General features: G+C 72.3%; 18 protein-coding genes, 1 tRNA gene and 1 pseudogene. 13 read left to right on the forward strand and 7 right to left on the reverse strand.

The window, feature by feature from the left end:
• Positions 1-18: 18 nt before the first annotated feature.
• Genes EJK16_RS00790 through EJK16_RS00800 form a run of 3 tightly spaced genes read left to right on the forward strand, consistent with a single transcriptional unit; the run spans position 19 to position 2989 of the window.
• Positions 19-1164, forward strand: coding sequence for an ABC transporter ATP-binding protein (locus tag EJK16_RS00790; RefSeq protein WP_127125354.1), 1146 nt, complete (start codon positions 19-21; stop codon positions 1162-1164).
• A complete protein-coding gene (locus EJK16_RS00795; protein ID WP_127125356.1) occupies positions 1161-2096 on the forward strand; it encodes an ABC transporter permease in 936 nt (311 codons plus the stop codon). The genes EJK16_RS00790 and EJK16_RS00795 overlap by 4 nt, the downstream gene beginning before the upstream one ends.
• Positions 2096-2989, forward strand: coding sequence for an ABC transporter permease (locus EJK16_RS00800; RefSeq protein ID WP_127125358.1), 894 nt, complete (start codon positions 2096-2098; stop codon positions 2987-2989). Before EJK16_RS00795 ends, EJK16_RS00800 begins: the two co-directional genes overlap by 1 nt.
• Before the next feature lie 3 nt (positions 2990-2992).
• Here EJK16_RS00800 and EJK16_RS00805 read toward each other — a convergent pair whose 3' ends face one another.
• Positions 2993-4237 carry an enolase C-terminal domain-like protein gene (locus EJK16_RS00805; RefSeq protein WP_127125360.1) on the reverse strand — a complete coding sequence of 415 codons (1245 nt, stop codon included), beginning with the start codon at positions 4235-4237 and terminating at the stop codon, positions 2993-2995.
• A gap of 102 nt (positions 4238-4339) precedes the next feature.
• Positions 4340-4942, reverse strand: coding sequence for a GAF and ANTAR domain-containing protein (locus EJK16_RS00810; protein ID WP_127125362.1), 603 nt, complete (start codon positions 4940-4942; stop codon positions 4340-4342).
• Between the two features lie 170 nt (positions 4943-5112).
• Here EJK16_RS00810 and EJK16_RS00815 point away from each other — a divergent pair, with 170 nt between their 5' ends.
• The gene (locus EJK16_RS00815; protein WP_127125364.1) at positions 5113-5613 is read left to right on the forward strand and encodes a metallophosphoesterase; all 501 of its coding nucleotides are present in this window, start codon (positions 5113-5115) and stop codon (positions 5611-5613) included.
• 39 nt (positions 5614-5652) lie between these two features.
• Here EJK16_RS00815 and EJK16_RS00820 read toward each other — a convergent pair whose 3' ends face one another.
• A complete protein-coding gene (locus tag EJK16_RS00820; RefSeq protein ID WP_127125427.1) occupies positions 5653-7071 on the reverse strand; it encodes an MFS transporter in 1419 nt (472 codons plus the stop codon).
• A 348-nt stretch (positions 7072-7419) separates the two neighbouring features.
• Between EJK16_RS00820 and EJK16_RS00825 the strand changes: the two genes are divergently transcribed.
• Positions 7420-7707 (forward strand): hypothetical protein, encoded by a 288-nt coding sequence (locus EJK16_RS00825; RefSeq protein ID WP_127125366.1) that lies wholly within the window; start codon positions 7420-7422, stop codon positions 7705-7707.
• A gap of 174 nt (positions 7708-7881) precedes the next feature.
• Here the strand turns inward: EJK16_RS00825 and EJK16_RS00830 are convergent, their stop codons facing one another.
• Positions 7882-8352 carry a VOC family protein gene (locus tag EJK16_RS00830; RefSeq protein WP_127125368.1) on the reverse strand — a complete coding sequence of 157 codons (471 nt, stop codon included), beginning with the start codon at positions 8350-8352 and terminating at the stop codon, positions 7882-7884.
• Positions 8353-8550: 198 nt separating this feature from the next.
• Between EJK16_RS00830 and EJK16_RS00835 the strand changes: the two genes are divergently transcribed.
• Positions 8551-9750, forward strand: coding sequence for an NAD(P)/FAD-dependent oxidoreductase (locus tag EJK16_RS00835; RefSeq protein WP_164737158.1), 1200 nt, complete (start codon positions 8551-8553; stop codon positions 9748-9750).
• 99 nt (positions 9751-9849) lie between these two features.
• Here EJK16_RS00835 and adhE read toward each other — a convergent pair whose 3' ends face one another.
• Positions 9850-12567, reverse strand: a complete 2718-nt coding sequence (gene adhE / locus EJK16_RS00840) for a bifunctional acetaldehyde-CoA/alcohol dehydrogenase (RefSeq protein ID WP_127125373.1) — start codon at positions 12565-12567, stop codon at positions 9850-9852.
• Positions 12568-13501: 934 nt separating this feature from the next.
• Positions 13502-13912, reverse strand: a complete 411-nt coding sequence (locus EJK16_RS00845) for a DUF6855 family protein (protein WP_127125375.1) — start codon at positions 13910-13912, stop codon at positions 13502-13504.
• 314 nt (positions 13913-14226) lie between these two features.
• Here EJK16_RS00845 and EJK16_RS00850 point away from each other — a divergent pair, with 314 nt between their 5' ends.
• Entirely contained in the window at positions 14227-14694 is a 468-nt protein-coding gene (locus tag EJK16_RS00850; RefSeq protein ID WP_127125377.1) for a hypothetical protein, read from the forward strand.
• A 147-nt stretch (positions 14695-14841) separates the two neighbouring features.
• Here EJK16_RS00850 and EJK16_RS00855 read toward each other — a convergent pair.
• A tRNA-Leu gene (locus EJK16_RS00855) sits at positions 14842-14925 on the reverse strand.
• A gap of 381 nt (positions 14926-15306) precedes the next feature.
• Between EJK16_RS00855 and EJK16_RS00860 the strand changes: the two are divergent.
• The 6 genes and pseudogenes from EJK16_RS00860 to EJK16_RS00885 form a co-directional block, all read left to right on the forward strand.
• Positions 15307-15969: pseudogene (locus EJK16_RS00860) on the forward strand (FhaA domain-containing protein); the annotation flags it as partial.
• A 67-nt stretch (positions 15970-16036) separates the two neighbouring features.
• A complete protein-coding gene (locus EJK16_RS00865) occupies positions 16037-16525 on the forward strand; it encodes an FHA domain-containing protein (RefSeq protein ID WP_127125381.1) in 489 nt (162 codons plus the stop codon).
• Positions 16526-16538: 13 nt separating this feature from the next.
• Positions 16539-17864, forward strand: coding sequence for a PP2C family serine/threonine-protein phosphatase (locus tag EJK16_RS00870; protein ID WP_127125383.1), 1326 nt, complete (start codon positions 16539-16541; stop codon positions 17862-17864).
• On the forward strand, positions 17864-19315 hold the full coding sequence (locus EJK16_RS00875) for an FtsW/RodA/SpoVE family cell cycle protein (RefSeq protein ID WP_127125385.1): 1452 nt from the start codon (positions 17864-17866) through the stop codon (positions 19313-19315). The genes EJK16_RS00870 and EJK16_RS00875 overlap by 1 nt, the downstream gene beginning before the upstream one ends.
• Positions 19312-20772, forward strand: coding sequence for a penicillin-binding protein 2 (locus EJK16_RS00880; RefSeq protein WP_127125387.1), 1461 nt, complete (start codon positions 19312-19314; stop codon positions 20770-20772). The genes EJK16_RS00875 and EJK16_RS00880 overlap by 4 nt, the downstream gene beginning before the upstream one ends.
• 7 nt (positions 20773-20779) lie before the next feature.
• Positions 20780-21865 (forward strand): serine/threonine-protein kinase (locus EJK16_RS00885; RefSeq protein ID WP_240645694.1); only part of this gene is annotated, 1086 nt, incomplete at its 3' end.

Consider the following 21865-nt stretch of genomic DNA (forward strand, 5'->3'; position numbering starts at 1 on the left):
GAATCTGAGGGACACACCATGGCGATCTCAGCTGGTGCCTTCGAGACGCTCGAGCTGCGCGGTGTCGGGCGCAGCTTCGGCGGTCAGGTCGCGCTGGCCGACCTCAACCTGACGATCCGGGCGGGCGAGTTCATCGCGCTGCTCGGACCGTCAGGCTGCGGGAAGTCCACCGCGCTCAACTGTCTGGCCGGCCTCCTGCCGCTCACGCACGGCACGATCACGATCGACGACGAACGGATCGACACGCTGCCCTCGGAGCGTCGCGGCTTCGGCATGGTGTTCCAGAACTACGCGCTCTTCCCCCACCTCAGCGTGGAGAAGAACATCGCGTTCGGGCTGCAGATGCGCAAGGTCCCCCGGGCCGAGATCAAGCGGCGGGTCGCCGAGGCCGTCGCGCTCGTGAAGCTCGAGGAGCACGCGAAGAAGCTCCCCGGGCAGCTCTCCGGCGGGCAGCAGCAGCGCGTGGCGATCGCCCGCGCCGTCGTCCTCGAGCCGCGGCTCGTGCTCATGGACGAGCCGCTGTCCAACCTCGACGCGAAGCTCCGGCTGGAGATGCGCATGGAGATCCGGCGGCTGCACAACACCCTCGGGCTGACCACGATCTACGTCACGCACGACCAGGAGGAGGCCCTGTCGATGGCGGACCGCCTGGTGGTGCTGCGGTCCGGCCGCGTGCAGCAGGTGGGCACGCCCGAGGAGCTGCACAACAACCCGGTGAACTGGCACGTCGCCGACTTCATGGGCTACCGCAACCTCACCGACGTGCAGGTGACCGGGGCGAGCGCCGGGACCGTGGCCGTCGAGGGCACGGGCTTCGCGAACCTGACGGCGACCGCCGTGGAGGACGTCGCCGTCGGGGACACCGCACGCCTGGCGATCCGCCCGGAGGACTTCCGGATCGTGGCGCCCGGGGACCAGCCCGTCGGCGGCAACGCCGTGCCCGCGAAGGTCGCCGTCGTGGAGTACCACGGGCGGGAGTTCTCGGTCGGGGTGCTCACCGCGAGCGGGAACACGTTGCACGTGCGCAGCGACTACCCGCCGAAGGTCGGCGACGACGTGACCCTCACGGTCGAGCCGGCCCGGGCGCTGGTCTACCGCACGACGCTCGAGGACTACGCCGACCTCGCCCCCGAGGACCGCGAGCTCGAGGAGGCCCGGGGATGACCGCCGACCGGCCCGCCGGGAGGCGGCCGCCGCGCAGCACGGCCAGCCTCCGCCACCGGCTGGCCGAGCGGGGGATCGACAAGGGCCTGCTCTTGCTGCTGCCGGCGGTGGTGTTCGCCATCGCCCTGTTCATCTACCCGTTCGCCTACGGCATCGGGCTCACGATCCAGCCCACGGCCGCCACGCAGGAGCGCTGGGGCGGTGGGGTGTTCGCGAACTACGCCGCGTTCTTCCGGGACCCGTTCATCTTCGACACCATCTGGATCACGATGCGCCTGGCCCTGCCCGTGGCGCTGTTCAACGTGCTCGCGGCCATCCCTGTGGCGTTCAAGCTGCGCGGCAGGTTCCGCGGCAAGCGGTTCCTGCAGACCCTGCTCGTGCTGCCGATCACCCTGGGCACCGTCCTGACCGCGCAGGGCCTGCTGATCTTCGCCGGCCGGCAGGGGTGGCTCAACACCTTCCTGGTCAACATCGGGCTGGTGGACCAGCCGGTCGCGTTCGTCATGAACTACACCGGCGTGTTCCTGTCCCTGGTCATCTCCGGGTTCCCGTTCGCGTTCCTGCTGATCTCCTCCTACCTCTCCGGGATCGACCCGTCCCTGGAGGCGGCGGCGACCACGCTCGGGGCGAGCTGGTTCCAGCGGTTCCGCCGCATCATCCTGCCGCTGCTGGCCCCCGGGCTCGCGACGACGTTCATCCTGACGTTCGTCCTGGCGTTCAGCGTCTTCCCCTCCGCCCGGCTCGTCGGTGACGCCGGCGGGGAGACCCGGGTGATGGCGCTGATGGCCTACCGCGCGTTCGGCGAGCAGATCGACTACCCGATGGCGTCGACCATCGCGGTCATGATGGGCGTCATCGAGCTCGTCGTCATCGCGCTGGTGATGCTGTGGCGCTCCACGCTCTACAAGGGCTCGACCGGAGGGAAGGGCTGATGGCCACCGTCCAGGCAGCACCGCCGACGACGACGGCGGGCCGGCCCGCCCCCCGCCGCAGCATCGTCGCCGCTCCGAGCACGTGGGTCGTCTGGGCCCTCGTCGCCGCGTTCTTCGTCTTCCTCGTCGGCATCCTCGTGTCCGTCGTCATCGACTCCTTCGGTCAGCAGTGGTTCGGCGGCTGGCTGCCCGCGGAGTTCACCACCCAGTGGTACAGCAGGGCCTGGGAGCGGTTCGACCTGACCCACGTCATCGGCGTCACCGTGGGGGTGGCCCTGGCGGTGGTGGTGATCTCCGTCCTCATCGGCGTGCCGGCCTCGTACATGCTCGCCAGGCGCAACTTCCCGGGGAAGCGGCTCGTCACCCTGCTGTTCCTGCTGCCGATCATCATCCCGCCCATCACCTACGGCATCCCGCTCGCCACGGTGATGTACAACGTGGGCCTCGGCCGGACGGTGACCGCGGTGATCCTGGTGAACCTCGTGCCGTCGGTGCCGTTCGTCATCCTGACGATGACGCCGTTCATCGAGCAGATCAACCCGTCCATCGAGAGCGCGGCGCGGATGTGCGGGGCGACGCTGAAGGACGTCTTCGTGCGGATCCTGGCGCCGCTGCTGGTCCCGGGCATCCTCGCGGCGGCCATCCTGGTGCTGGTGCGCACGGTGGGGATGTTCGAGCTCACGTTCCTCGTCTCCGGCCCGCCCAGCGACACCCTCGTGGTGGCGATCTACCGGGCGATGACGGCGGCCGGCGGCGGCGAGGCACGCCAGCTGGTGTCGGCGATGGCGTTCATCTACACCGCGACGATGCTGGTCATCCTCGTCGTCGCGCTGCGCTACATCAACCCGACCCAGCTCGTCGCCCGGGTACGGGAGACCCGCGAGGACGACTGAGCCTCACCAGGAGGTGAGGTCGGCCGGCTGGGCCGCGGCCGGGTCGGCCCACCTCTCGTTGGGCACGAGCGGGTACCAGCCCGGGCGCCCGGGGTCACGGTCGTACGGGTAGTCACCGGTCTCCCGGTAGAGGTCCGCGTAGCGGGCCACCTTCTCGTGATCCAGCGCCACGCCCAGCCCCGGGCCGGTGGGGACGCGGATCGCGCCGTCGCGGTAGGGCATCTTGCCGCCCTCGATGATGTCGTCGGTGAGGTGGTGGTAGTGCGCGTCGGCCTTGTGGTCCAGGTTCGGGATGACGGCGCCCAGGTGGAGCATCGTGGCGAGCTGGATGCCGAGCTCGCCGGAGGAGTGCACCGCCACGCCGAGCTGGAACGTCTCGCACACACCGGCGGCCTTGATGCACGGCCGGATGCCGCCCCAGAAGGTGGTGTCCAGCAGGATCACGTCGACCGCCGGGTCGCGCACGTTGCTGGCCAGCTGCTCGAAGCCCACCACCACCGTGTTGGTCGCCAGGGGCAGCCCGAGCCCGCGCAGCTGCCGCATGCCGTTGAGCCCCCACGTGGGGTCCTCGAAGTAGTCGTTGGGCAGGTCGAGGATGGCGCGGCCGAACCGCTGCGCGCGGCCCACCGACAGCGCCCCGTTGGGGTCGTACCGCAGCAGGTCGCCGGCGGTGGCGTCGGCCAGGGCGCGGTAGCACTCGAGCTCGTAGTCCGGGTCGAAGACACCGCCCTTGAGCTTGTGCACCTCGAACCCGTGCTCGGCCTTGAGCCGCCTGGCCTCGTCGGCGAGCTGGTCCGGGGTGCGCACCTCGCCCCGGCCGGTGCTCGGGTCGGCGTAGCGGAAGAACAGGTAGGACGCGAAGCCGACCTCGTCCCTCAGCCGGCCGCCCAGGAGCTCGGAGACGGGGACGCCGAGGCGCTTGCCCATGAGGTCGAGGCACGCGAACTCCACGGCGGCCAGCAGCTGGGTCCGGTTGTTGTACAGGCTCGCGGTCGGGTTCGCGATCGCGAACCTCAGGGCCTCGAGCCGGAAGGGGTCGTGCCCGAGGAGATAGGGCCTCAGCCCGGCGACCGCCGCCTCCGCGCTCTGGCCGCCCCCGCCCAGCTCGCCGAGCCCGACCAGGCCGTCATCGGTCTCCACCTCCACGATGGTGCGGATGAACCGGCCCCAGTGCGCGCCGTTGGCGTGCAGGAGCGGCGCCTCGAGCGGGACGGCGACCGTGGTCGCGCGGACGTCGACGATCTTCATGGGTCCCCACGTTCTGTGCGACCGACGAGGCACCACTGTGGCACGGTCTTGGTTTCCCTGGTGACCGATCGGGCGCCGCCTGAGGCGGTCCCCGCCGGGCGGTCAGACGCGCAGGCCCACGTGCACGATCGCCTCGGCGACCTCCCGCACCCTGGCGTTGTGGCTGCGGGCGTGCTCACGGATCCGCTGGAACGCCTGCTCCACGTCGATGCTGCGGGCCTGCGCGATGACGATCCTCGCCTCGAGCGCCTGCTGGAGCTGCTCGTTGAGGGCCTGCTGCTGGTGGTACTTCGAGGCGTTGATGAGATAGCTGGTCGCGATGTCGGCGAGCACGACGGCGGCGGCCAGGTCCTCCTCGGGCCACTCGCGGGGCCCGGCCGCGTAGAGGTTCAGGGCGCCGAAGGTGTCCTCGTTCAGCCGCATCGGGATGCCCGCGACCGCGCCGACGCCGTGGGCCTCCGCGGCGGCGCCGAGCTCCAGCCACCGGCCGGGCTCGGCCCGCAGGTCGGGTACCGCCACAACCCGGCCGCTGAGGTAGGCGGTGACGCAGGGGCCGCGCTGGAACTCCTCCTGGCACCGCTCCAGCTCCGCGATGTCGTCGGGCACGGCGGTGACCAACCGCAGCGCCCCGTCGGTCGCGAGGGTGACGCCGCTGCCGGCCAGCCCGAGGACCCCCGTCACCCGGGACGCGAGGGCCCCGAGCATGGTGTCGACGCGCCCCGCATCTAAGACTCTCCTCGGCGCGCGAGTTCGCCACCGGAGTCTCGGTGGTCTGGTCCGCCGTGGTCTGGGGCGGTCTTCCTTGAGAAGGTAAGAGGTGCCGGGCGCGCCCTCAGCACGGAGTGCCCGGTGTCGGCCGACGGGAGGAGTCACCCATGACGACGCGGCTGCTGCTCGTCTCCGACACCCATGTCCCCAAGCGGGCCAAGGCGCTGCCGGCCGCGCTCTGGCCGCAGGTCGAGGGGGCCGACGTCGTCGTGCACGCCGGTGACTGGATCGACGAGGGCGTGCTGGACGATCTGGAGGCGCGCTCCCGCCGCCTCGTCGCCTGCTGGGGCAACAACGACGGGCCGGGGCTCCGGCGCCGGCTCCCGGAGGTCGCGCGGACCACCCTCGACGGCGTGCGCCTCGCGGTGGTGCACGAGACCGGGCCGGCGCAGGGCCGGGAGCGGCGGATGGACCACCGGTTCCCGGACGTCGACGTCCTGGTCTTCGGGCACAGCCACATCCCCTGGGACACGACGACGCCCGCGGGGATGCGGCTGCTGAACCCCGGCTCGCCCACGGACCGGCGGCGTCAGCCCTTCTGCACCTTCATGACCGCCACGCTGGAGCCCGGGCCCCGCGCCGTGGACGTCACCCTCCACCGGCTCTGAGCCCCGCCGGGCCGCAGCGCGACGGGGCCCCGCGGGCGCCTACCGCGCCGTCGTGGGCTCGAGGGCCGGCGCGTCGTCCAGGCCGTCCAGGTCCTTGTCGCGGGTCTCCTTGGTGGTGAAGAGCGCCACGAGGGTCAGCACCGCCATCGCGCCGAGGTACACGCCGACCCAGCCCACGCCGTAGCTCTGGACGAGCCAGGCGGCGATGAACGGGGCCACGGCCGCGCCGAGGATCGAGGAGAAGTTGTAGGCGATGGCCGAGCCCGTGTAGCGCACGTTCGTGGGGAAGAGCTCGGGCAGGATCGCGCTCTGCACGCCGAAGGTCAGGCCCATCAGGGTCATGCCGATGACGAGGAACAGCAGGAGGAGGCCCATGTTCGCGTCCTGGCCGGTGCCCATGACGGCCGGGCTGAGGAACATGTTGAAGGTGAGGCCGAACAGCAGGATCAGGGTGGTGACCACGATGAGGAACGGCTTGCGCCCGACCTTGTCGGCGAGCCGGCCGGAGACCGGGACGAAGGCCGCGAAGAACAGGATCGCGGCGAGCTGGAGGACCAGGAAGTCGCGGTAGCCGATGCCCAGCATCCCGTTCTCGACGGCGCCGATGGCGTAGCTGAGGATCCACGTGGTGAACAGGTAGAACAGCGTGTAGGTGGCCAGCATGATGAACGTGCCCTGGAGCAGCTGGCGCCAGCTCGTCCTGAACACCGTGGCCAGCGGGGTCTTGACCTTCTCGCCGCGGGCGACGGAGCGGGCGAAGACCGGGGTCTCCTCGAGCTTGAGTCGCACGTACATGCCCAGGACCACGATGACCGCCGAGGCCAGGAACGGCAGGCGCCAGCCCCAGGTGAGGAAGGCGCCGTCGTGGGCCGGGTTGGTGCTGTCGTGGCCCATCCAGATCGTCAGCAGCAGGAAGAAGCCGTTGGCGAAGAAGAAGCCGATGGGGGCGCCGAGCTGGGGCCACATGGCCGCGCGGGCGCGCTTGCCCTTCTCGGCGGTCTCGGTGGCCAGCAGCGCGGCGCCGCTCCACTCGCCGCCCAGGCCCAGGCCCTGGCAGAACCGCATGATCGCGAGCATCGCGGGCGCCCACAGGCCGATCTGCGCGTACGTCGGCAGGAGGCCGATGAGCACCGTGGCGATGCCCATGGTCAGCAGGGAGCCGAGCAGGGTGGCCTTGCGCCCGGTCCGGTCGCCGAAGTGACCGAAGACCACCGAGCCGATGGGGCGGGCGACGAACGCGACGCCGAACGTCGCCAGGGACGCGAGCAGCGCGCCGCCGGCGTCGGAGGTCGGGAAGAACAGCAGCGGGAAGACCGAGATGGCCGCCGTCGCATAGACGTAGAAGTCGTAGAACTCGATCGACGTGCCCACGAGGCTCGCCACGATGATGCGGCTGCGGGGGACGTGGTGCTCGTCGAGGTTCTTCGGCTGCTCAACGGCGGGATCGTGCCGGGTCACCGTGCTCACAGAAATCTCCTGATCATGAAAGAGGACCAGAAGAAGGTACGCCCATGCCCAAACTGTGGACAACAGTATCTTGCTATGCAATACGTCTCGTGGCTCCGGGAACACGGCGCCGGAGCCCGGGTGTGCGACCACCGGGGCAGCGGTGCTGGTCGCGTACCCCGCTGGTCGCACGCCGAAGTTCAGGTACCGGAGGGACGTCCGCGACGTCGTTCCACTCGGCGATCGCCCTCAACCTCCTCAGCGCCGGCGCCGCCTGCCCCCCGAGATGGCACTGATGACGTGAACTAGACCGGGATACTCTTTCGCCCATCCGCAGACCCTTCCGAAGAAGGCGATCCCATGGCCGTCCTGGTCATCGCGAGGCTCGACGGGGACCCGGAGCAGCTGGCCGGTCAGATCCAGGAGCACCTGGCCCCCGTGATGAACAAGCTGAGTCCGCCGCGGGGGGCGTTGTGGCACGCGCTCGCCAAGACGCCGGACGGCGTACTCGTGGTAGACGTGTGGGAGACGGGCGACGGTCTCACGAACGCCCTGAGCGAGCCCGAGGTGCAGCACGCGATCGAGCGGGGCGGCCTGCCACAGCCGCGGATCGACATTTACGAGCTGGTGGATTACCGAAGTCTCTGAGGTCGATCCGCTGCGTGAGCGCGGGTCGGTCGTGCTCACGGGCACTTAGGGCACTGGGGCCCGCTGCGGTCAGCCGGTGATCGGGGCAGTGGGAGGCTACGGGCGCACCAGCGAGCGCCGGTGGCCCGGTCGGGAGCGCGTCCCGCGGCCCTGCCGGGCGCCGCGCCCGTCGGGTCACCCGTCCGCGGCCGCCCGGAGCGCGGCGATGTCCAGCTTGGACATCCCGAGCATCGCCCGCATGGCGCGCGCGGCCCGGTCCGGATCGGGGTCCCCGAGGAGCTCGTCCAGCGCCGGGGGGACGATCTGCCAGGACAACCCGTAACGGTCCTTGAGCCAGCCGCACTGGCTGGGCTCCCCGCCCGCCGTCAGCGCGTCCCACAGGCGGTCGATCTCCTGCTGCGTCTCGGCCCGGACGAAGAATGAGATGGCCTCCGTGAAGCTGAACTGCGGCCCGCCGTTGAGTGCCTGGACCTCCATGCCGTCGAGCACGAAGCTCACCGACATCGCCGAGCCGGGGGCACCCGGGCCGCCCGCGCCGTAGCGCGAGACGTGGCGGATCCCTGAGTTGGGGAACAGGGAGACGTAGAACTCGGCGGCCTCCTCTGCGTGGTCGTCGAACCACAGGAACGGGCTGATCCGCTGCATCGCGTACCTCTCCCTCGGACGGGTGGCGGCCATCGTACGGGCCGTCCGGGCGACCACGCCCGCCAGCAACCCGGGGCATGGAGGTTGCTGCGGCGCCCGAGGCGTCCCGCCGCCCGTCGCCCGTGCCACCGAGGTGCTCCTGACATCCGCGCCCGACGAGTGGATGCTGGGTCCAGGGGCACACAGCTCCCCGCGCGCGTGGACGCCCTGGTCGTCGGCGCCGGGCCGGCCGGTCTCGCCGCGAGCCAGGCGCTCACCAGGCGCGGCATCGACCACGTGGTGCTCGAGCGCGATGAGGTCGGGCAGAGCTGGCGCAGCAGGCGCTGGGACTCGCTGCGGCTGAACAACCCCGGCTGGATGAACCCGATGCTCGGCGACCAGGACCCGGACACGTACCTCGGCGCCGCGGAGGTGGTCGACCGGCTGGAGCGGCTCGCGAGCCGGTCGCCGGTGCTGACCGGCGTCGAGGTGCGCGCGGCGACCCGCGAGGACGGGCGGTGGCGGGTGCGCACCTCGGCGGGCGAGGTTACGGCCCGCGCCCTCGTCGCCGCCGGCGGGGGCGAGAACGTGCCGCGCGCACCGGCCGCCGCCGCGTCCCTGCCCTCCCGGGTCCTCCAGCTCCATTCCGCCGGTTACCGCACCCCCGCCCGGCTGCCCGACGGCGGCGTGCTGGTGGTCGGCAGCGCACAGTCGGGCTGCCAGATCGCCGAGGAGCTGGCCGTGGCCGGCCGTGAGGTCTACCTCGCGGTCAGCCCGGTCGGCCGGGTGCCCGCGGTGCACCGTGGACGCCTCGGGCTCGAGCTGCTCGTCGCGGCCGGGTTCTTCGACCAGCGGCCCGCGGACCTCCCCGACCCGGCGATGCTCCGGGCGCCCCAGCCGCTCATCCTGCCCGGCGGTCGGAGCCTGAGCCTGCAGGCCCTCGCGCGGGCCGGCGTCACGCTCGTGGGGCGCCTGACCGGCGTCGAGCCCACCGCGCTGTCCTTCGACGACAGCGTCGCGGCCTCCGTCGCGTACGGGGACGCCTTCGCGGCCCGCATCCGCGCCTACCTCGATGCGTTCATCGCCGCCCGGGGGGATCCTGCCCGGCCCTTGGATGACGACGACGCCGACCTGCCCGTCACGCTGGAGCCCCCACGAGAGGTGAGCCTCGGCCGGATCGGCAGCGTGGTGTGGTGCACCGGCTACGGCGGCGAGTTCCGCTGGCTGCCCGAGGGCGCCACGCACCCGGACGGCACCCCCCGGCACGACGGCGTCGCCGGCGTGGAGGGGCTCTGGTACGTGGGGCTGCGGTGGCTGACCAGGCGATGCTCCGCAAACTTCCTCGGCTTCCCGAAGGACGCCGCCGTGGTCGCGGACGCCATCGCTGCGCGCCGGCCGGAGCGGGCCGGAGCCGCCTGAGCAGCCCGAGTCAGCCTCAGCGGCCCCACGCCGCTCCGGGGCCCGGCTGCCTCGCCGGGCCCCGGAGCGGCCCGGCCGGCTCGCCGGGCCGCCGGCCGGTCACCCCCCCGCCGCGGGCGCCACCGCCGTGACCGGGCCGGGCTCGGCCTCGGGTCCGCCGTCGGCCGCCGCCCCGGCCGCGGCCCGGTCCGCGCGGACCTGCGCGGCGCCGACGCCGTAGTAGGCCGCCTGCATGATGTCCTTCATGTCGGCCAGCATCGGCAGGCGCGGGTTCGCCGGCGCGCACTGGTCCTCGAAGGCGCGCATGGCCAGCGCGTCGAGGTTGGGCATGAACTCGACCTCCGCGATGCCCATCTGCGCGAAAGATGCGGGCATGCCCAGCGCGGCGCGCAGCCGCTCGACGGCGGCGGCGTAGGACTCCACGCCCTCCTCCGGCGTCGCGGCCGGCAGGCCCAGGTGGGCGGCGATCTGCTGGAACCGCTCCGGGGCGACGTACCGCTCGTACTTGGGCCAGCTGGTGAGCTTGGTCGGGACCTGCCCGTTGTAGCGGATGACGTGGGGCAGGAGCACCGCATTCGTGCGGCCGTGGACCTGGTGGTAGGTCGAGCCCACGGTGTGCGCCATGGCGTGGACGATGCCGAGGAACGCGTTGCCGAACGCCATGCCCGCGATCGTGGAGGCGTTGTGCATCTTCTCGCGCGCCTTGCCCAGCTCGACGCCGGGAAGCCCGTCCCGCCTGCCGTTGACGGACGCCGCGATGTTCTCGAAGACCATCTTGATCGCGTGCAGGGCGAGGCCGTCGGTGAAATCGTTGGCGTAGACGGACACGTACGCCTCGGTGGCGTGGGTGAGGGCGTCGAACCCGGAGTCGGCGGCGAGCGTGGAGGGCATATCGGCCGTGAGCTCGGGGTCGATGATCGCCACCGAGGGGGTCAGGGCGTAGTCGGCCAGCGGGTACTTGTAGCCGGTCTCCGGGTCCGAGATGACGGCGAACGGGGTCACCTCCGCGCCGGTGCCCGAGGACGTCGGGATGCACACAAGCTTGGCCAGCTCCCCCAGCGGCGGGAACCGGAAGGCGCGCTTCCGCACGTCGAGGTACTTCTCCCGCAGGTCCGCGAAGCGGATCTCCGGGTGCTCGTAGAGCAGCCACATCACCTTGGCCGCGTCCATGGGCGAGCCCCCGCCGAGGGCGATGATCGTGTCCGGGCGGAAGGCCCGCATGCTCTCCGCGCCGCGGCGCACGGTGGCGATCGACGGCTCCGGCTCGACGTCGTCGATGATCTGCAGCGCGACGCGGTTGCCGCGCCGGCTCAGGACGTCGAGCACCTTGTCGACGTAGCCCAGCCGCGTCATGGTGGCGTCGGTGACGACCGTGACCCGGCTGATGCCCTCCATGTCGTACAGGTACCGGATGGCGTGGGGCTCGAAGTAGGTCTTCGCCGGCACCTTGAACCACTGGAGGTTGTTGGTGCGGCGGCCGATCCGCTTGATGTTGATGAGGTTCACCGCCGAGACGTTGTTGGACACCGAGTTGTGGCCGTACGAGCCGCAGCCCAGCGTCAGGGACGGGAGGAACGAGTTGTAGACGTCGCCGATGCCGCCGAGGGACGACGGTGAGTTCTCGATGATCCGCACGGCCTTGACGCGCGAGCCGTACTCGCGCACGAGCTCGCCGTCGGTGGCGTGGATGACGGCGGAGTGACCCAGGCCGTCCAGCTCGACCATCTGCTCGGCGTAGCGGATGCCCTGCTCGGTGGACGTCGCCCGCAGCACGGCCAGCACCGGGCACAGCTTCTCCCGCGTCAGCGGCTCCTGCGGCCCGACCCCGGAGACCTCGGCCAGGATGATCGAGGTGTCCTCCGGCACGGTGAACCCGGCCTCCCGGGCGATCCAGACGGGTGACTGGCCGACCACGGCGGCGTTGAGCTTGGCCTCGCCGCAGCTCTCCCCGTCGGCGCCGACGCCGAAGATGAACTCCTCGAGCATCGCCTTCTCCGCCGGCGTGGCGCAGTGGGCGTGCAGCCGCTCCATCCCCGCGAGGGCCTCGTCGTAGATCTCCTCGTCGAGGATGACCGCCTGCTCGGACGCGCACACCATGCCGTTGTCGAACGCCTTGGACATCACCAGGTCGGTGACCGCGCGGCCGAGGTCGGCGCTGGCGTGCACGTAGGCCGGCACGTTCCCGGCGCCCACCCCCAGGGCCGGCTTGCCGCAGCTGTAGGCGGCGCGGACCATGGCGTTGCCGCCGGTGGCGAGGATGAGCGCGACGCCGGGGTGGTTCATCAGGGCGCCGGTGGCCGCCATGGACGGCTCCTCCACCCACTGCACGCAGTGCTCCGGGGCGCCCGCCTCGACGGCCGCGTCCCGGACGATGCGGGCCGCGGCGACGGAGCACTCCTGCGCGCCGGGGTGGAAGGCGAAGATGATCGGGTTGCGGGTCTTGAGGCAGACGAGGGCCTTGAAGATGGCCGTGGACGTCGGGTTCGTGACCGGCGTGACGCCGGCGACGACGCCCACGGGTTCGGCGATCTCCACGATGCCGCTGAGCTCGTCCTCGCCGATCACCCCCACCGTGCGCAGCCCGCGCATCGAGTAGGTGACGTTCTCGCACGCGAAGATGTTCTTCGTCGCCTTGTCCTCGAACACCCCCCGCCCGGTCTCCTCGACGGCGGCCCTGGCGAGGACCCCGTGCTGGTTCAGGGCGGCGACCGACGCCTTCTTGACGATCCGGTCGACGTCGTCCTGACTGAGGGCGTCGTAGGCAGCGAGCGCCTCCTGGGCCCGGGCGACAAGCTGGTCGATGGCGGAGGTGTTCACTGCTGGCTCCTGGGTCGGGCACCAGGATGGTGCCGATGACCCACGCTAGGCAGCCACCTGTCGCCAAGTCGGGGGCCTTGGGTCCCCCGGCCGTTGGTCCCACGACCTTGGTCCCGGCGGGGTCTTTCCCAGTGACGGCGGGGCTCCCCCGCCGGCTGCGGGCTCCTCGATGGAGTCTGACACCAGTGTGAGGATTGACACGCAACAGGGCCGGCGACACCACCTTCGAATGCCGCACCACCGTCGAGTCGCCCCGGCCGGGCACCGGCGCTGCAGGCACCACCATCACCGTCGCTGACGTGGGCTCCGTCTACCACGCCCGCGGACCAGGTGGACCACGACCAGCCCCAGCTCGGCCCGTGCACACGCATCGAGGACCTGGTCCGTGACCGGCCGTCGGGGGCAACGTCGGGGGGCGCTCCCCGGAGCGAGGCCTGGTCAGCTGGCGAGCGAGAACCGCGCTCGCAGGCCTATCAGGACGTCGCCCATCGATCGCTGCCGGCGCGCCGGCCGAATGCGGCCGGTGCCGCGGCAGGCCGAGCACTCCCGGGACAGCGCCCGGTAGGACGGGATCCCGATGGCGGTGCCGATGAGGCTGGAGGCCTCCCGGGTCGGGCCCACCGTGTCGCACATCGGGCAGGGAACCGTGTGAGTTCGCTTGTTTATCGTGTGATCTCCCTCGAGGTCGGGTGCGGGCAAGGCTTCGCCCCGGGCCATGTTCCGTGGTGTTCTGCCGTGGAGCGTCAGCCCGTCAGCGGTCTGATCTCCGGCACTCGTCTCAACCGCTTTCCCGAGCTGAATGTTCCGAAACTGGCGGGTGAGGTCGGCCACGAATGCGCTCGGCGCAGGCGATCGTGCAGGTGGGCAAGTGCGCTCGTGCCGCGGGTGACGCCCTGCCCGGCGCCCACGAGCGCGCCGGTCAGGGCCACGCGCTTCAGAGGGCGCGCATGCGGTTGTTCCGGGCGTTGTGCTCGACCTCGGCGAGGCCCAGGGCCTCGAGGAGCGGCGGCAGGTACATCCCGAACCGGCCGCGGTAGCCCTTCCGCAGGCCGTACCAGCCGCTCACGGGATTGGTCTCGGACCGCCCCCAGGCCTCGACGGTCCCGTCCTTGGCCGGCTTCTGCTCGTCGGCGGCGCCAAGCGGCACCCAGTCCCCGGCCTCGCGGAGCATGGCGTGCAGGTCCTCGACCGCCCGCGCCTGATAGGTGAGTGTGGTCGTGCCGACGACGCACACGAGGGTCGGCGGATCCGCGTCCTCGTCGCGGTACATCGTGTACTCGGAAGTCCCGGGAGGCGTGCGCAAGACCCACGGATCATCCTTGGTCCCCGTTCCGGATCCGGTCATGGCTCCTCCTGCCTGTCCACTGGTGCCGCCAGCATGGCGCAGATCCGCCAGCGATGGCGGGAGTAACCGCCGGCTGGTGATGCAGGAGCTCCGCGCACGTTGGGGCCTGTCAGCCGTACAGCTGACCTGGCCGGGACGCCCGGCCGTGAGGCCACGCGCAGCGGCCCCAGAGGTGGTTCTTGACGGTGGCACCGCGGAGAAAACCGTGCGCGACATCAGCGAACGGCGCCACCGCCGGCAGTACCCCGCCCCGTCGCGCACGGCATGAGCAGGACGACCACCATCCGAACCCGAATCACCGGTACCGTCCGGCCATGAGGGCCCCGCCCAGAAGGACCGCGGCTGCCGCCGTGATCACCGGGCTGGCCATGACCGGCTGCGGCAGCTCCCAACCCGCCGCCCCACCCCAGCTCGCCGCCCTCGACCGGCTCGCCACCGCCGAGGACGTACTCCCCGACGGACGGGAGCTCCCTCTTGAGGAGTACAGCAACCTCCGCCGCATCGGTGAGGTCGACGGCGCACTCGTCTACGCCGCGCAAGGCACCGCCGAACACCCCTGGTGGATGGTCATCGTTCTCGACGGACCCGCCGAGGACGACGCCGTCGCGGGCGGCAGCTGGGCCAACGACGAGGACTTCACCCAACGGGGCATCACCGTCAGCATCGGCCGCGGGGCCGGTCAGGGTGTGACCGCGACCCTCCTGCCCGACGACTTCACCGGGCAGCTCGAAGACGGGTCGACGATCATCGGCCCGAACCTCGCCGTCCCCGCCAAGCCGTAGCCGCAGGCCGGCCCGCGGCCCGCCGGCGCCCTTACATCTGCGGGTGGACGCTCTCGTGGCGGCTGGTGCCAGGACCTCCCTCTGTGGGGGGATAAAAAGATCCGCAGGGCCCCGGATTCTCGGTGGGGTCCTGCGGATCTGTGGTCGTGCGCGAGGGGGGAGTTGAACCCCCACGCCCTTTCGGGCACACGGACCTGAACCGTGCGCGTCTGCCTATTCCGCCACTCGCGCTTGCTGTTGAACAGCGCTGGCAACATTAGCACGCGCCGGCGGCCCTCCTCGCACCGTTCCGGACCCTGCCCATGGTGATCCGCGACACGCCCGCCACGGCGGGCGGTCCCGCACCCGAGCGGCCGGAGGCGGGTCGCCCGCCCACGCCGGGGCCGCCGGGACGCCGCCCGTCACAGGCGGGCAGGGCCGCCCCGGGCCGCCCACCAGCGGCGTCGCGGCGGCGGTCCCGGCACGCGCCGGGCGCCCGGATGCGCCCATTCCGGCGGCGCGTCGTTACGATCAGTGTGCCGGGCCTGTGCTCCGGCGGCCGGGCACCCGCCCGGCGACCGCGCCCGGCGACCGCCCGGGCGTCGGACCGCTCGAGGTGGAAGGAGGTGCGCAATGGGTGTCCTGGACCGCTTCGAGAAGGGCGTCGAGCAGGTCGTGAGCGCCGCGTTCGCCAAGGCGTTCCGCAGCGAGGTCAAGCCCGTGGAGATCGCCTCCGCCGTCCGCCGCGAAATGGACGACCGCGCCGCCGCCGTCTCCCGCGGCCGCACCGTGGTGCCCAACGAGTTCGTCATCGAGCTCGCGCCGAGCGACCTCCAGCACATCGAGCAGTGGGGCGCCGAGGCCCTCGCGGACGAGATGGTCGGCGCCGCCACCGAGCACGCCACCTCCCAGCGCTACTCCTTCGTCGGCCCGGTCGAGGTCGGCTTCGAGGAGGACGAGGCGCTGACCACCGGCCGCTTCCACGTGCGCTCGGCGACGCGCCGCGGCGCCGTCGCGCCCGCAACGTCCGCCGTCGCCTCCGCCCGGCACCCCATCGTCGACATCGACGGCCAGCGCTACCTGCTGACCGGCCCCGTCACGGTCATCGGCCGCGGCAGCGAGGCCGACATCGTCGTGGACGACTCCGGCGTCTCCCGCCGCCATCTCGAGGTCCGGGTGACGCCCGGCGGCGTGATCGCCACCGACCTCGGCTCCACCAACGGCACCTTCGTGGAGGGTCACCGCATCGACGCCGCCACCCTGGTGGACGGCAACACGATCACCGTGGGCCGCACCCGCATCATGTTCTGGACCGGTGCCGACGAGCAGGGCGACGACGCCGACGGCGGCAGGTGACCGGCCGTTGAGCGAGCTCGTCGTCACCCTCCTGCGGTTGGGCTACCTGGCCCTGCTGTGGCTCTTCGTCCTCGCGGCCCTCGGCGTGCTCCGCAAGGACATCTTCGGCACGCGCGTCACCCCCCGCGGCCCGGGCCGCGACCGCCCGCGCGGCCGGACCGCGCCGCGTCCCGCGGCGCCACACACCCGGGCACCCGACCGGACGGGGCCCTCCCGGCTCGTCGTCACCCAGGGCCCGCTCGCCGGCACGACCATCCCGCTGGGCCCCTCCTCGATCCTCGTCGGCCGCTCGCCGAGCTGCTCGCTCGTCCTCGACGACGACTACTCGTCCAACCGGCACGCCCGGTTCTTCCCCAAGGACGGCACCTGGTGGATCGAGGACCTCGGGTCCACCAACGGCACCATGGTGGGGGGCGCGCGCATCACCGAGCCCATCGAGGTGAGCACGGGCACCCCGGTGCGGATCGGCCAGACGCTGATCGAGCTGCGTCGGTGACCGGGGCGCGCCCATGAGCATCCAGATGCGCTTCGCCGCCCGCTCCGACGTCGGCCTCGTGCGCTCGGGCAACCAGGACTCCGGGTACGCCGGCCCGCACCTGCTCGTCCTCGCCGACGGCATGGGCGGCCCCGCCGGCGGCGACATCGCCTCCTCGGTGGCCGTGGCGCACCTGGCGGTCCTCGACGACGCCCACGGCGCCGACGACATGCTCGACCTGCTGCGCGACGCCGTCGCCGCCGCGCACGCCGAGCTGATGGAGCGCTCGGACGCCGACGCCGACCTCGCGGGCCTGGGGACCACGTGCATCGCGATCCTGCGCTCCGGCAACAAGCTGGCCATGGTCCACATCGGCGACTCGCGCGCCTACCTCCTGCGTGACGGGGTCCTGACCCAGGTCACCGAGGACCACACCTTCGTGCAGTACCTCGTCAGCACCGGCCGGCTGACCCCCGAGCAGGCGGAGCACCACCCCCAGCGCAACGTCATCCTCCGCGCCCTCGGGGACAGCGACGGGGACGTCCAGCTGGACGAGTCCCTGCGCGAGGCCGTCCCCGGGGACCGGTGGCTGCTCGCCTCGGACGGCCTCTTCGGCGTGGTCTCGAAGGAGACCATCGCCGAGACCCTGACCTCCATCGACGACCCCGGCGCCTGCGCCGAGGAGCTGATCTCCCTGGCGCTGCGCGGCGGCGGTCCCGACAACGTCACGTGCGTGATCGCCGACATGCTCTCCACCGACGACCAGCCCGGCATCCGCGCGGACACGAACCCTCAGGTGGTCGGCAGCGCCGCCGTCGACCGGCTGCGCGCCTCGCGCGGCGGGAACGGCTCGGCCGCCCGCGCCGCTGCGCTGGTCAGCTCCTCGCGCGCCCCCTCCCCCGAGGAGGTCCTCGCCGACGACGAGCCCGTGCCCACCCGCGGGCGACGGTGGGTGGGGTGGCTCGTGGCCACCGTCCTCGTCCTCGCCGCGCTGGCCGGGGCCGGGTACGCGGGCTACTCCTGGACCCAGACGCAGTACTTCGTCGCCCCCGCCGGCCAGTACGTGGCCATCTACCGCGGCATCCCGCAGGAGGTGGGCCCGCTCCACCTGGCCCGCCTGCACGAGCGCACCGACCTGCGCGTCGAGGACCTGCCGCAGGTGGCGCAGGCGCGGCTCGAGAGCCCCATCACCCGTGGCTCCCTCGCCGACGCGCGCTCCGTGGTGGAGAACCTGCGCCTGTCGGTGCCTCCCGTCGTCGCCCCGACGCCGACCCCGGCGCCGACCCCGCCCGCGCACGCCGGGGAGACCGCGGCGGCGGAGGGTGCAGCGCCGGCGGCCCCCGCCGGGAGCGCCGCCTGATGGCGATCGTCAGCCACGAGCGGGCCCGCACCGGCCGCGCCTCGGAGCTCGTGCTCCTCGCTCTGTCCCTGGTGCTGACGCTGAGCGCGTTCGCGCAGATCGGGCTCGCAACCTCCGGGAAGCTGCCCGCCGCGCTGTGGACGCAGGGCGGCGCGTTCGCGCTCCTCGCGCTCGTCGCGCACCTGCTGGTGCGTTGGCGGGCGCCTTACGCGGACCCGGTCATGCTGCCGGTCGTCCTGACCCTCAACGGCATCGGCCTGGCGATGATCTACCGCATCGACGTCGCCTACGAGGCGGCGGGCCGCTCCGGCGACAACGTCGACCGGCAGGTGGTGTGGACCGTGGTGGGCATCGCCGCCGCCGTCGCCGTGCTGTGGTTCCTCAGGGACCACCGCGTGCTGCGCCGCTACACGTACACGGCCATGGTCCTCGGCCTCCTGCTCCTCATGCTGCCCCTGGTCCCCGGCCTGGGCGTGAGCATCAACGGCGCGCGGATCTGGATCCATCTCGGCTCCCTGCTCTCCTTCCAGCCGGCCGAGCTGGCCAAGATCGTGCTGGCGGTCTTCTTCGCCGGGTACCTCGTCAGCAGCCGGGACAACCTGGCCCTCGCGGGCCCCAAGGTGCTCGGCCTGCAGCTGCCGCGCCCCCGCGACCTCGGGCCGATCCTCCTGGCGTGGGCCGTCTCCCTGGCCGTCCTCGTCTTCGAGCGGGACCTGGGCACCTCGCTGCTCTTCTTCGGCCTCTTCGTGGCCATGCTCTACGTGGCGACGGAACGCCTGAGCTGGGTACTGATCGGCCTGGTCCTCTTCGCCGGCGGGGCGCTGGCGGCCGCCGCCCTCTTCCCCCACGTGGGCGCCCGCTTCGACGTCTGGCTCCACGCGCTGGACCCGGCGGTCTACAACCGCGACCCCGGCGGCTCCGGCCAGGTGGTTCAGGGCCTGTTTGGCATGGCCTCCGGAGGGCTCATGGGCACCGGCTGGGGGGCCGGCGAACCGCAGCTCGTGCCGTACGCCAACTCCGACTTCATCATCGCCTCCCTCGGCGAGGAGCTGGGGCTGACGGGCCTGATCGCCATCCTCGCCCTCTACCTGGTGCTGGCCGAGCGCGGCATGCGCGCGGCGATCGGCGCGCGCGACGGGTTCGGCAAGCTGCTGGCCTCCGGCCTCGCGTTCGTCATCGCGTTCCAGTGCTTCGTCGTCGTCGGCGGCGTCACGCGCCTCATCCCGCTGACGGGGCTGACCATGCCGTTCCTGGCATTGGGCGGCTCCTCCCTGGTGTCGAACTGGATCATCGTCGCGCTGCTGATGCGCATCTCCGACGCCGCGCGCCGCCCGGCGCCGCCCGCCCCGGAGCCCGCGCCCCACCCGGTCCGCGCCGCGGGCCACCCCGGCCGGCCGGAGGGCGCCGAGCCCACGGACGGGCAGCCCACCGAGGTGGTGACGCTGCAGTGAACACCCAGGTCCGCCATCTCGCCACGATCGTGGCGCTGATGTTCCTGGCGCTGATGATCTCCGCGACGTCGGTGCAGTTCTTCCAGGCGTCCGACCTGAACAGCGACGGGCGCAACGTGCGCACCATCTACCGCGAGTACGGGCGCGACCGCGGGCCCATCGTCGTGGCCGGCGAGGCGATCGCCTCCTCGGCCCCGGTCGAGGACGTCTACGGCTACCAGCGCTCCTACGCGCACGGCCCGCTGTACGCCCCGGTGACCGGGTACTTCTCCACCGCCTTCAACGACATCACGGGGCTCGAGAAGACGGAGAACGACGTGCTCAACGGCACGTCGAGCTCGCTGCTCCTCCAGCGCATCCAGACCCTCATCACGGGCGACCAGCCCCAGGGCGGCGCCGTCGAGCTGACGCTCGACCCCGCCGCGCAGCTCGCCGCCGTGGAGGGCCTGGGCAACCAGCGCGGCGCCGTCGTCGCGATGAACCCGACCACCGGCGCGATCCTCGCCATGGCGTCGAGCCCGAGCTTCGACCCCAACGCGCTGGCCACCCACTCGCGCGCCGACGCCCAGGCGGCATTCGACGCCCTGAGCGCGGACAAGAGCAAGCCGCTGGTCAACCGCGCGATCGCGGGGGACCAGTACGCGCCCGGCTCGAGCTTCAAGGTCATCACCGCCGCGGCCCTGCTCGAGAGCGGCAACTACACCCCCGACTCGATGGTGCCGGCGCCCACCGAGCTCCAGCTGCCCCAGTCCACCCAGATCGTGAACAACCCCGGCGGCCTGCCGTGCGGCAACGGGTCCGGCCAGGTCGAGCTCACCCAGGCCCTGCGCCAGTCGTGCAACACGCCCTTCGTCCAGCTCTCGATGGACATGGGCGCCGACGCGCTGCGCAAGCAGGCCGAGGCGTTCGGCTTCGGCGAGCCCCTCGAGGTGCCGCTGACGGTCTCGCCGTCCCGCTTCGGCGACCCGCAGAGCCAGGCCGAGCTGGGCATGACGGGCATCGGCCAGAAGGACGTGCGGGTCACGCCCATGCAGATGGCGATGGTGGCCTCGGCCGTCGCCAACGGCGGCGTGCAGATGCAGCCCTACCTCGTCGCACGCGAGCTCACCCCCGACCTCGAGGTCGTCTCCACCACCAAGCCCGACGAGCTGCGCCGGTCCGTCTCGGAGAGCACGGCGGACCAGCTGACGCAGATGATGGTCGACGTGGTCGAGAACGGCACGGGGGTCAAGGCTCAGATCGACGGCGTCCAGGTGGCCGGGAAGACGGGCACCGCGGAGATCGCCAAGGGCATCGCCCCGCACGCGTGGTTCATCGGCTTCGCCCCCGCCGACAAGCCCGAGGTGGCCGTGGCCGTCGTGGTCGAGAACGGCGGCAATGACGGCGCCGGGGCCTCCGGCTCCGCCACCGCGGCCCCCATCGCCCGCGCCGTGATGCAGGCGGTGCTGGGCAAGTGACCCGGTGGTGGCGGTGAAGCCGCGCGCCGGGCTGGTGCTCGGCGGGCGCTACGAGCTGACGGAGCTCATCGCCGTCGGCGGCATGGGCGAGGTGTGGCAGGCCGAGGACCGCCGGATCGGCCGCACGGTCGCCGCGAAGGTGCTCCGGGCCGAGCTGGCCGGCGACGAGCACTTCCTCGGCCGGCTGCGCGCCGAGGCCCGTAACTCCGCCGGGCTGCGCCACGACAACCTCGCGGCGCTGCTCGACCACGGCGAGCAGCAGGGCTCCGGCTATCTCATCATGGAGCTCGTGCGCGGCGAGACGCTCGCCGCGCGCCTGGAGCGGGAGGGCACCATCGGGCCCCTCGCCCTGCTGCCGATCCTCGTCCAGGCGTGCCGCGGCCTGCACGCGGTCCACGGCTCGGGCGTGGTCCACCGCGACGTCAAGCCCGCGAACCTCATCCTCACGCCCGCCGGCCGGGTCAAGCTCACCGACTTCGGGATCTCCCTCGGTGCGAACCAGCCGCCGATGACCTCGGCCGGCATGGTCATGGGCACCGCCCAGTACCTGCCGCCGGAGCAGGCCATGGGGAGGGTGGCGACGGCCGCCGGGGACGTCTACGCGCTCGGGATCGTGGCATACGAGTGCCTCGTCGGACGGCGCCCGTACACCGGCCCCACACAGGTGGACATCGCGTTCGCGCACGTGAACACGCCCCTGCCGCCGCTGCCCACGTCCGTGCCCGCCCCGCTGCGACGCGTCGTCGAGCGGATGCTCGCCAAGGACCCGGCCCACCGACCCCCGAGCGCGCTGGTCTGCGGGCGCCTCCTGGAGGACGTGCTGGCGGAGCTGAGCCCACCGGCCCCCGGGCCCCGGCCGGCCCCCGAGCCCCGGCGCCGCGCCCACCGGGCCGACCGGGCCAACCAGGCCCTCCGGGCCGCCGCCAACCCGGCGGACGACCCCTGCCCGCCCCCACCCGCCGCGCCGGCCCCGCCCGCCGCGCCAGCCCCGCCCGCCGCGCCAGCCCCGCCCGTCTCGCCGGCCTCGCCCGGTAGCTTGAGAACTGTACAGTGGACGCGAGCATCTTTGATCTTTTGTGGTCAAGTTTTTAAG

This window comes from Georgenia sp. SYP-B2076, assembly GCF_003991205.1.
Lineage (GTDB): Bacteria > Actinomycetota > Actinomycetes > Actinomycetales > Actinomycetaceae > Georgenia.

Excerpts from the sequence above, each read along its gene's own strand:
- EJK16_RS00870 (WP_127125383.1), top strand. The coding sequence starts at position 16,539 with ATGAGCATCCAGATGCGCTTCGCCGCCCGCTCCGACGTCGGCCTCGTG.
- EJK16_RS00830 (WP_127125368.1), bottom strand. The coding sequence starts at position 8,352 with ATGCAGCGGATCAGCCCGTTCCTGTGGTTCGACGACCACGCAGAGGAG.
- EJK16_RS00850 (WP_127125377.1), top strand. The coding sequence starts at position 14,227 with ATGAGGGCCCCGCCCAGAAGGACCGCGGCTGCCGCCGTGATCACCGGG.
- EJK16_RS00825 (WP_127125366.1), top strand. The coding sequence starts at position 7,420 with ATGGCCGTCCTGGTCATCGCGAGGCTCGACGGGGACCCGGAGCAGCTG.
- EJK16_RS00805 (WP_127125360.1), bottom strand. The coding sequence starts at position 4,237 with ATGAAGATCGTCGACGTCCGCGCGACCACGGTCGCCGTCCCGCTCGAG.
- EJK16_RS00845 (WP_127125375.1), bottom strand. The coding sequence starts at position 13,912 with ATGACCGGATCCGGAACGGGGACCAAGGATGATCCGTGGGTCTTGCGC.
- EJK16_RS00875 (WP_127125385.1), top strand. The coding sequence starts at position 17,864 with ATGGCGATCGTCAGCCACGAGCGGGCCCGCACCGGCCGCGCCTCGGAG.
- EJK16_RS00810 (WP_127125362.1), bottom strand. The coding sequence starts at position 4,942 with ATGCTCGGGGCCCTCGCGTCCCGGGTGACGGGGGTCCTCGGGCTGGCC.
- EJK16_RS00800 (WP_127125358.1), top strand. The coding sequence starts at position 2,096 with ATGGCCACCGTCCAGGCAGCACCGCCGACGACGACGGCGGGCCGGCCC.
- EJK16_RS00795 (WP_127125356.1), top strand. The coding sequence starts at position 1,161 with ATGACCGCCGACCGGCCCGCCGGGAGGCGGCCGCCGCGCAGCACGGCC.
- EJK16_RS00790 (WP_127125354.1), top strand. The coding sequence starts at position 19 with ATGGCGATCTCAGCTGGTGCCTTCGAGACGCTCGAGCTGCGCGGTGTC.
- EJK16_RS00815 (WP_127125364.1), top strand. The coding sequence starts at position 5,113 with ATGACGACGCGGCTGCTGCTCGTCTCCGACACCCATGTCCCCAAGCGG.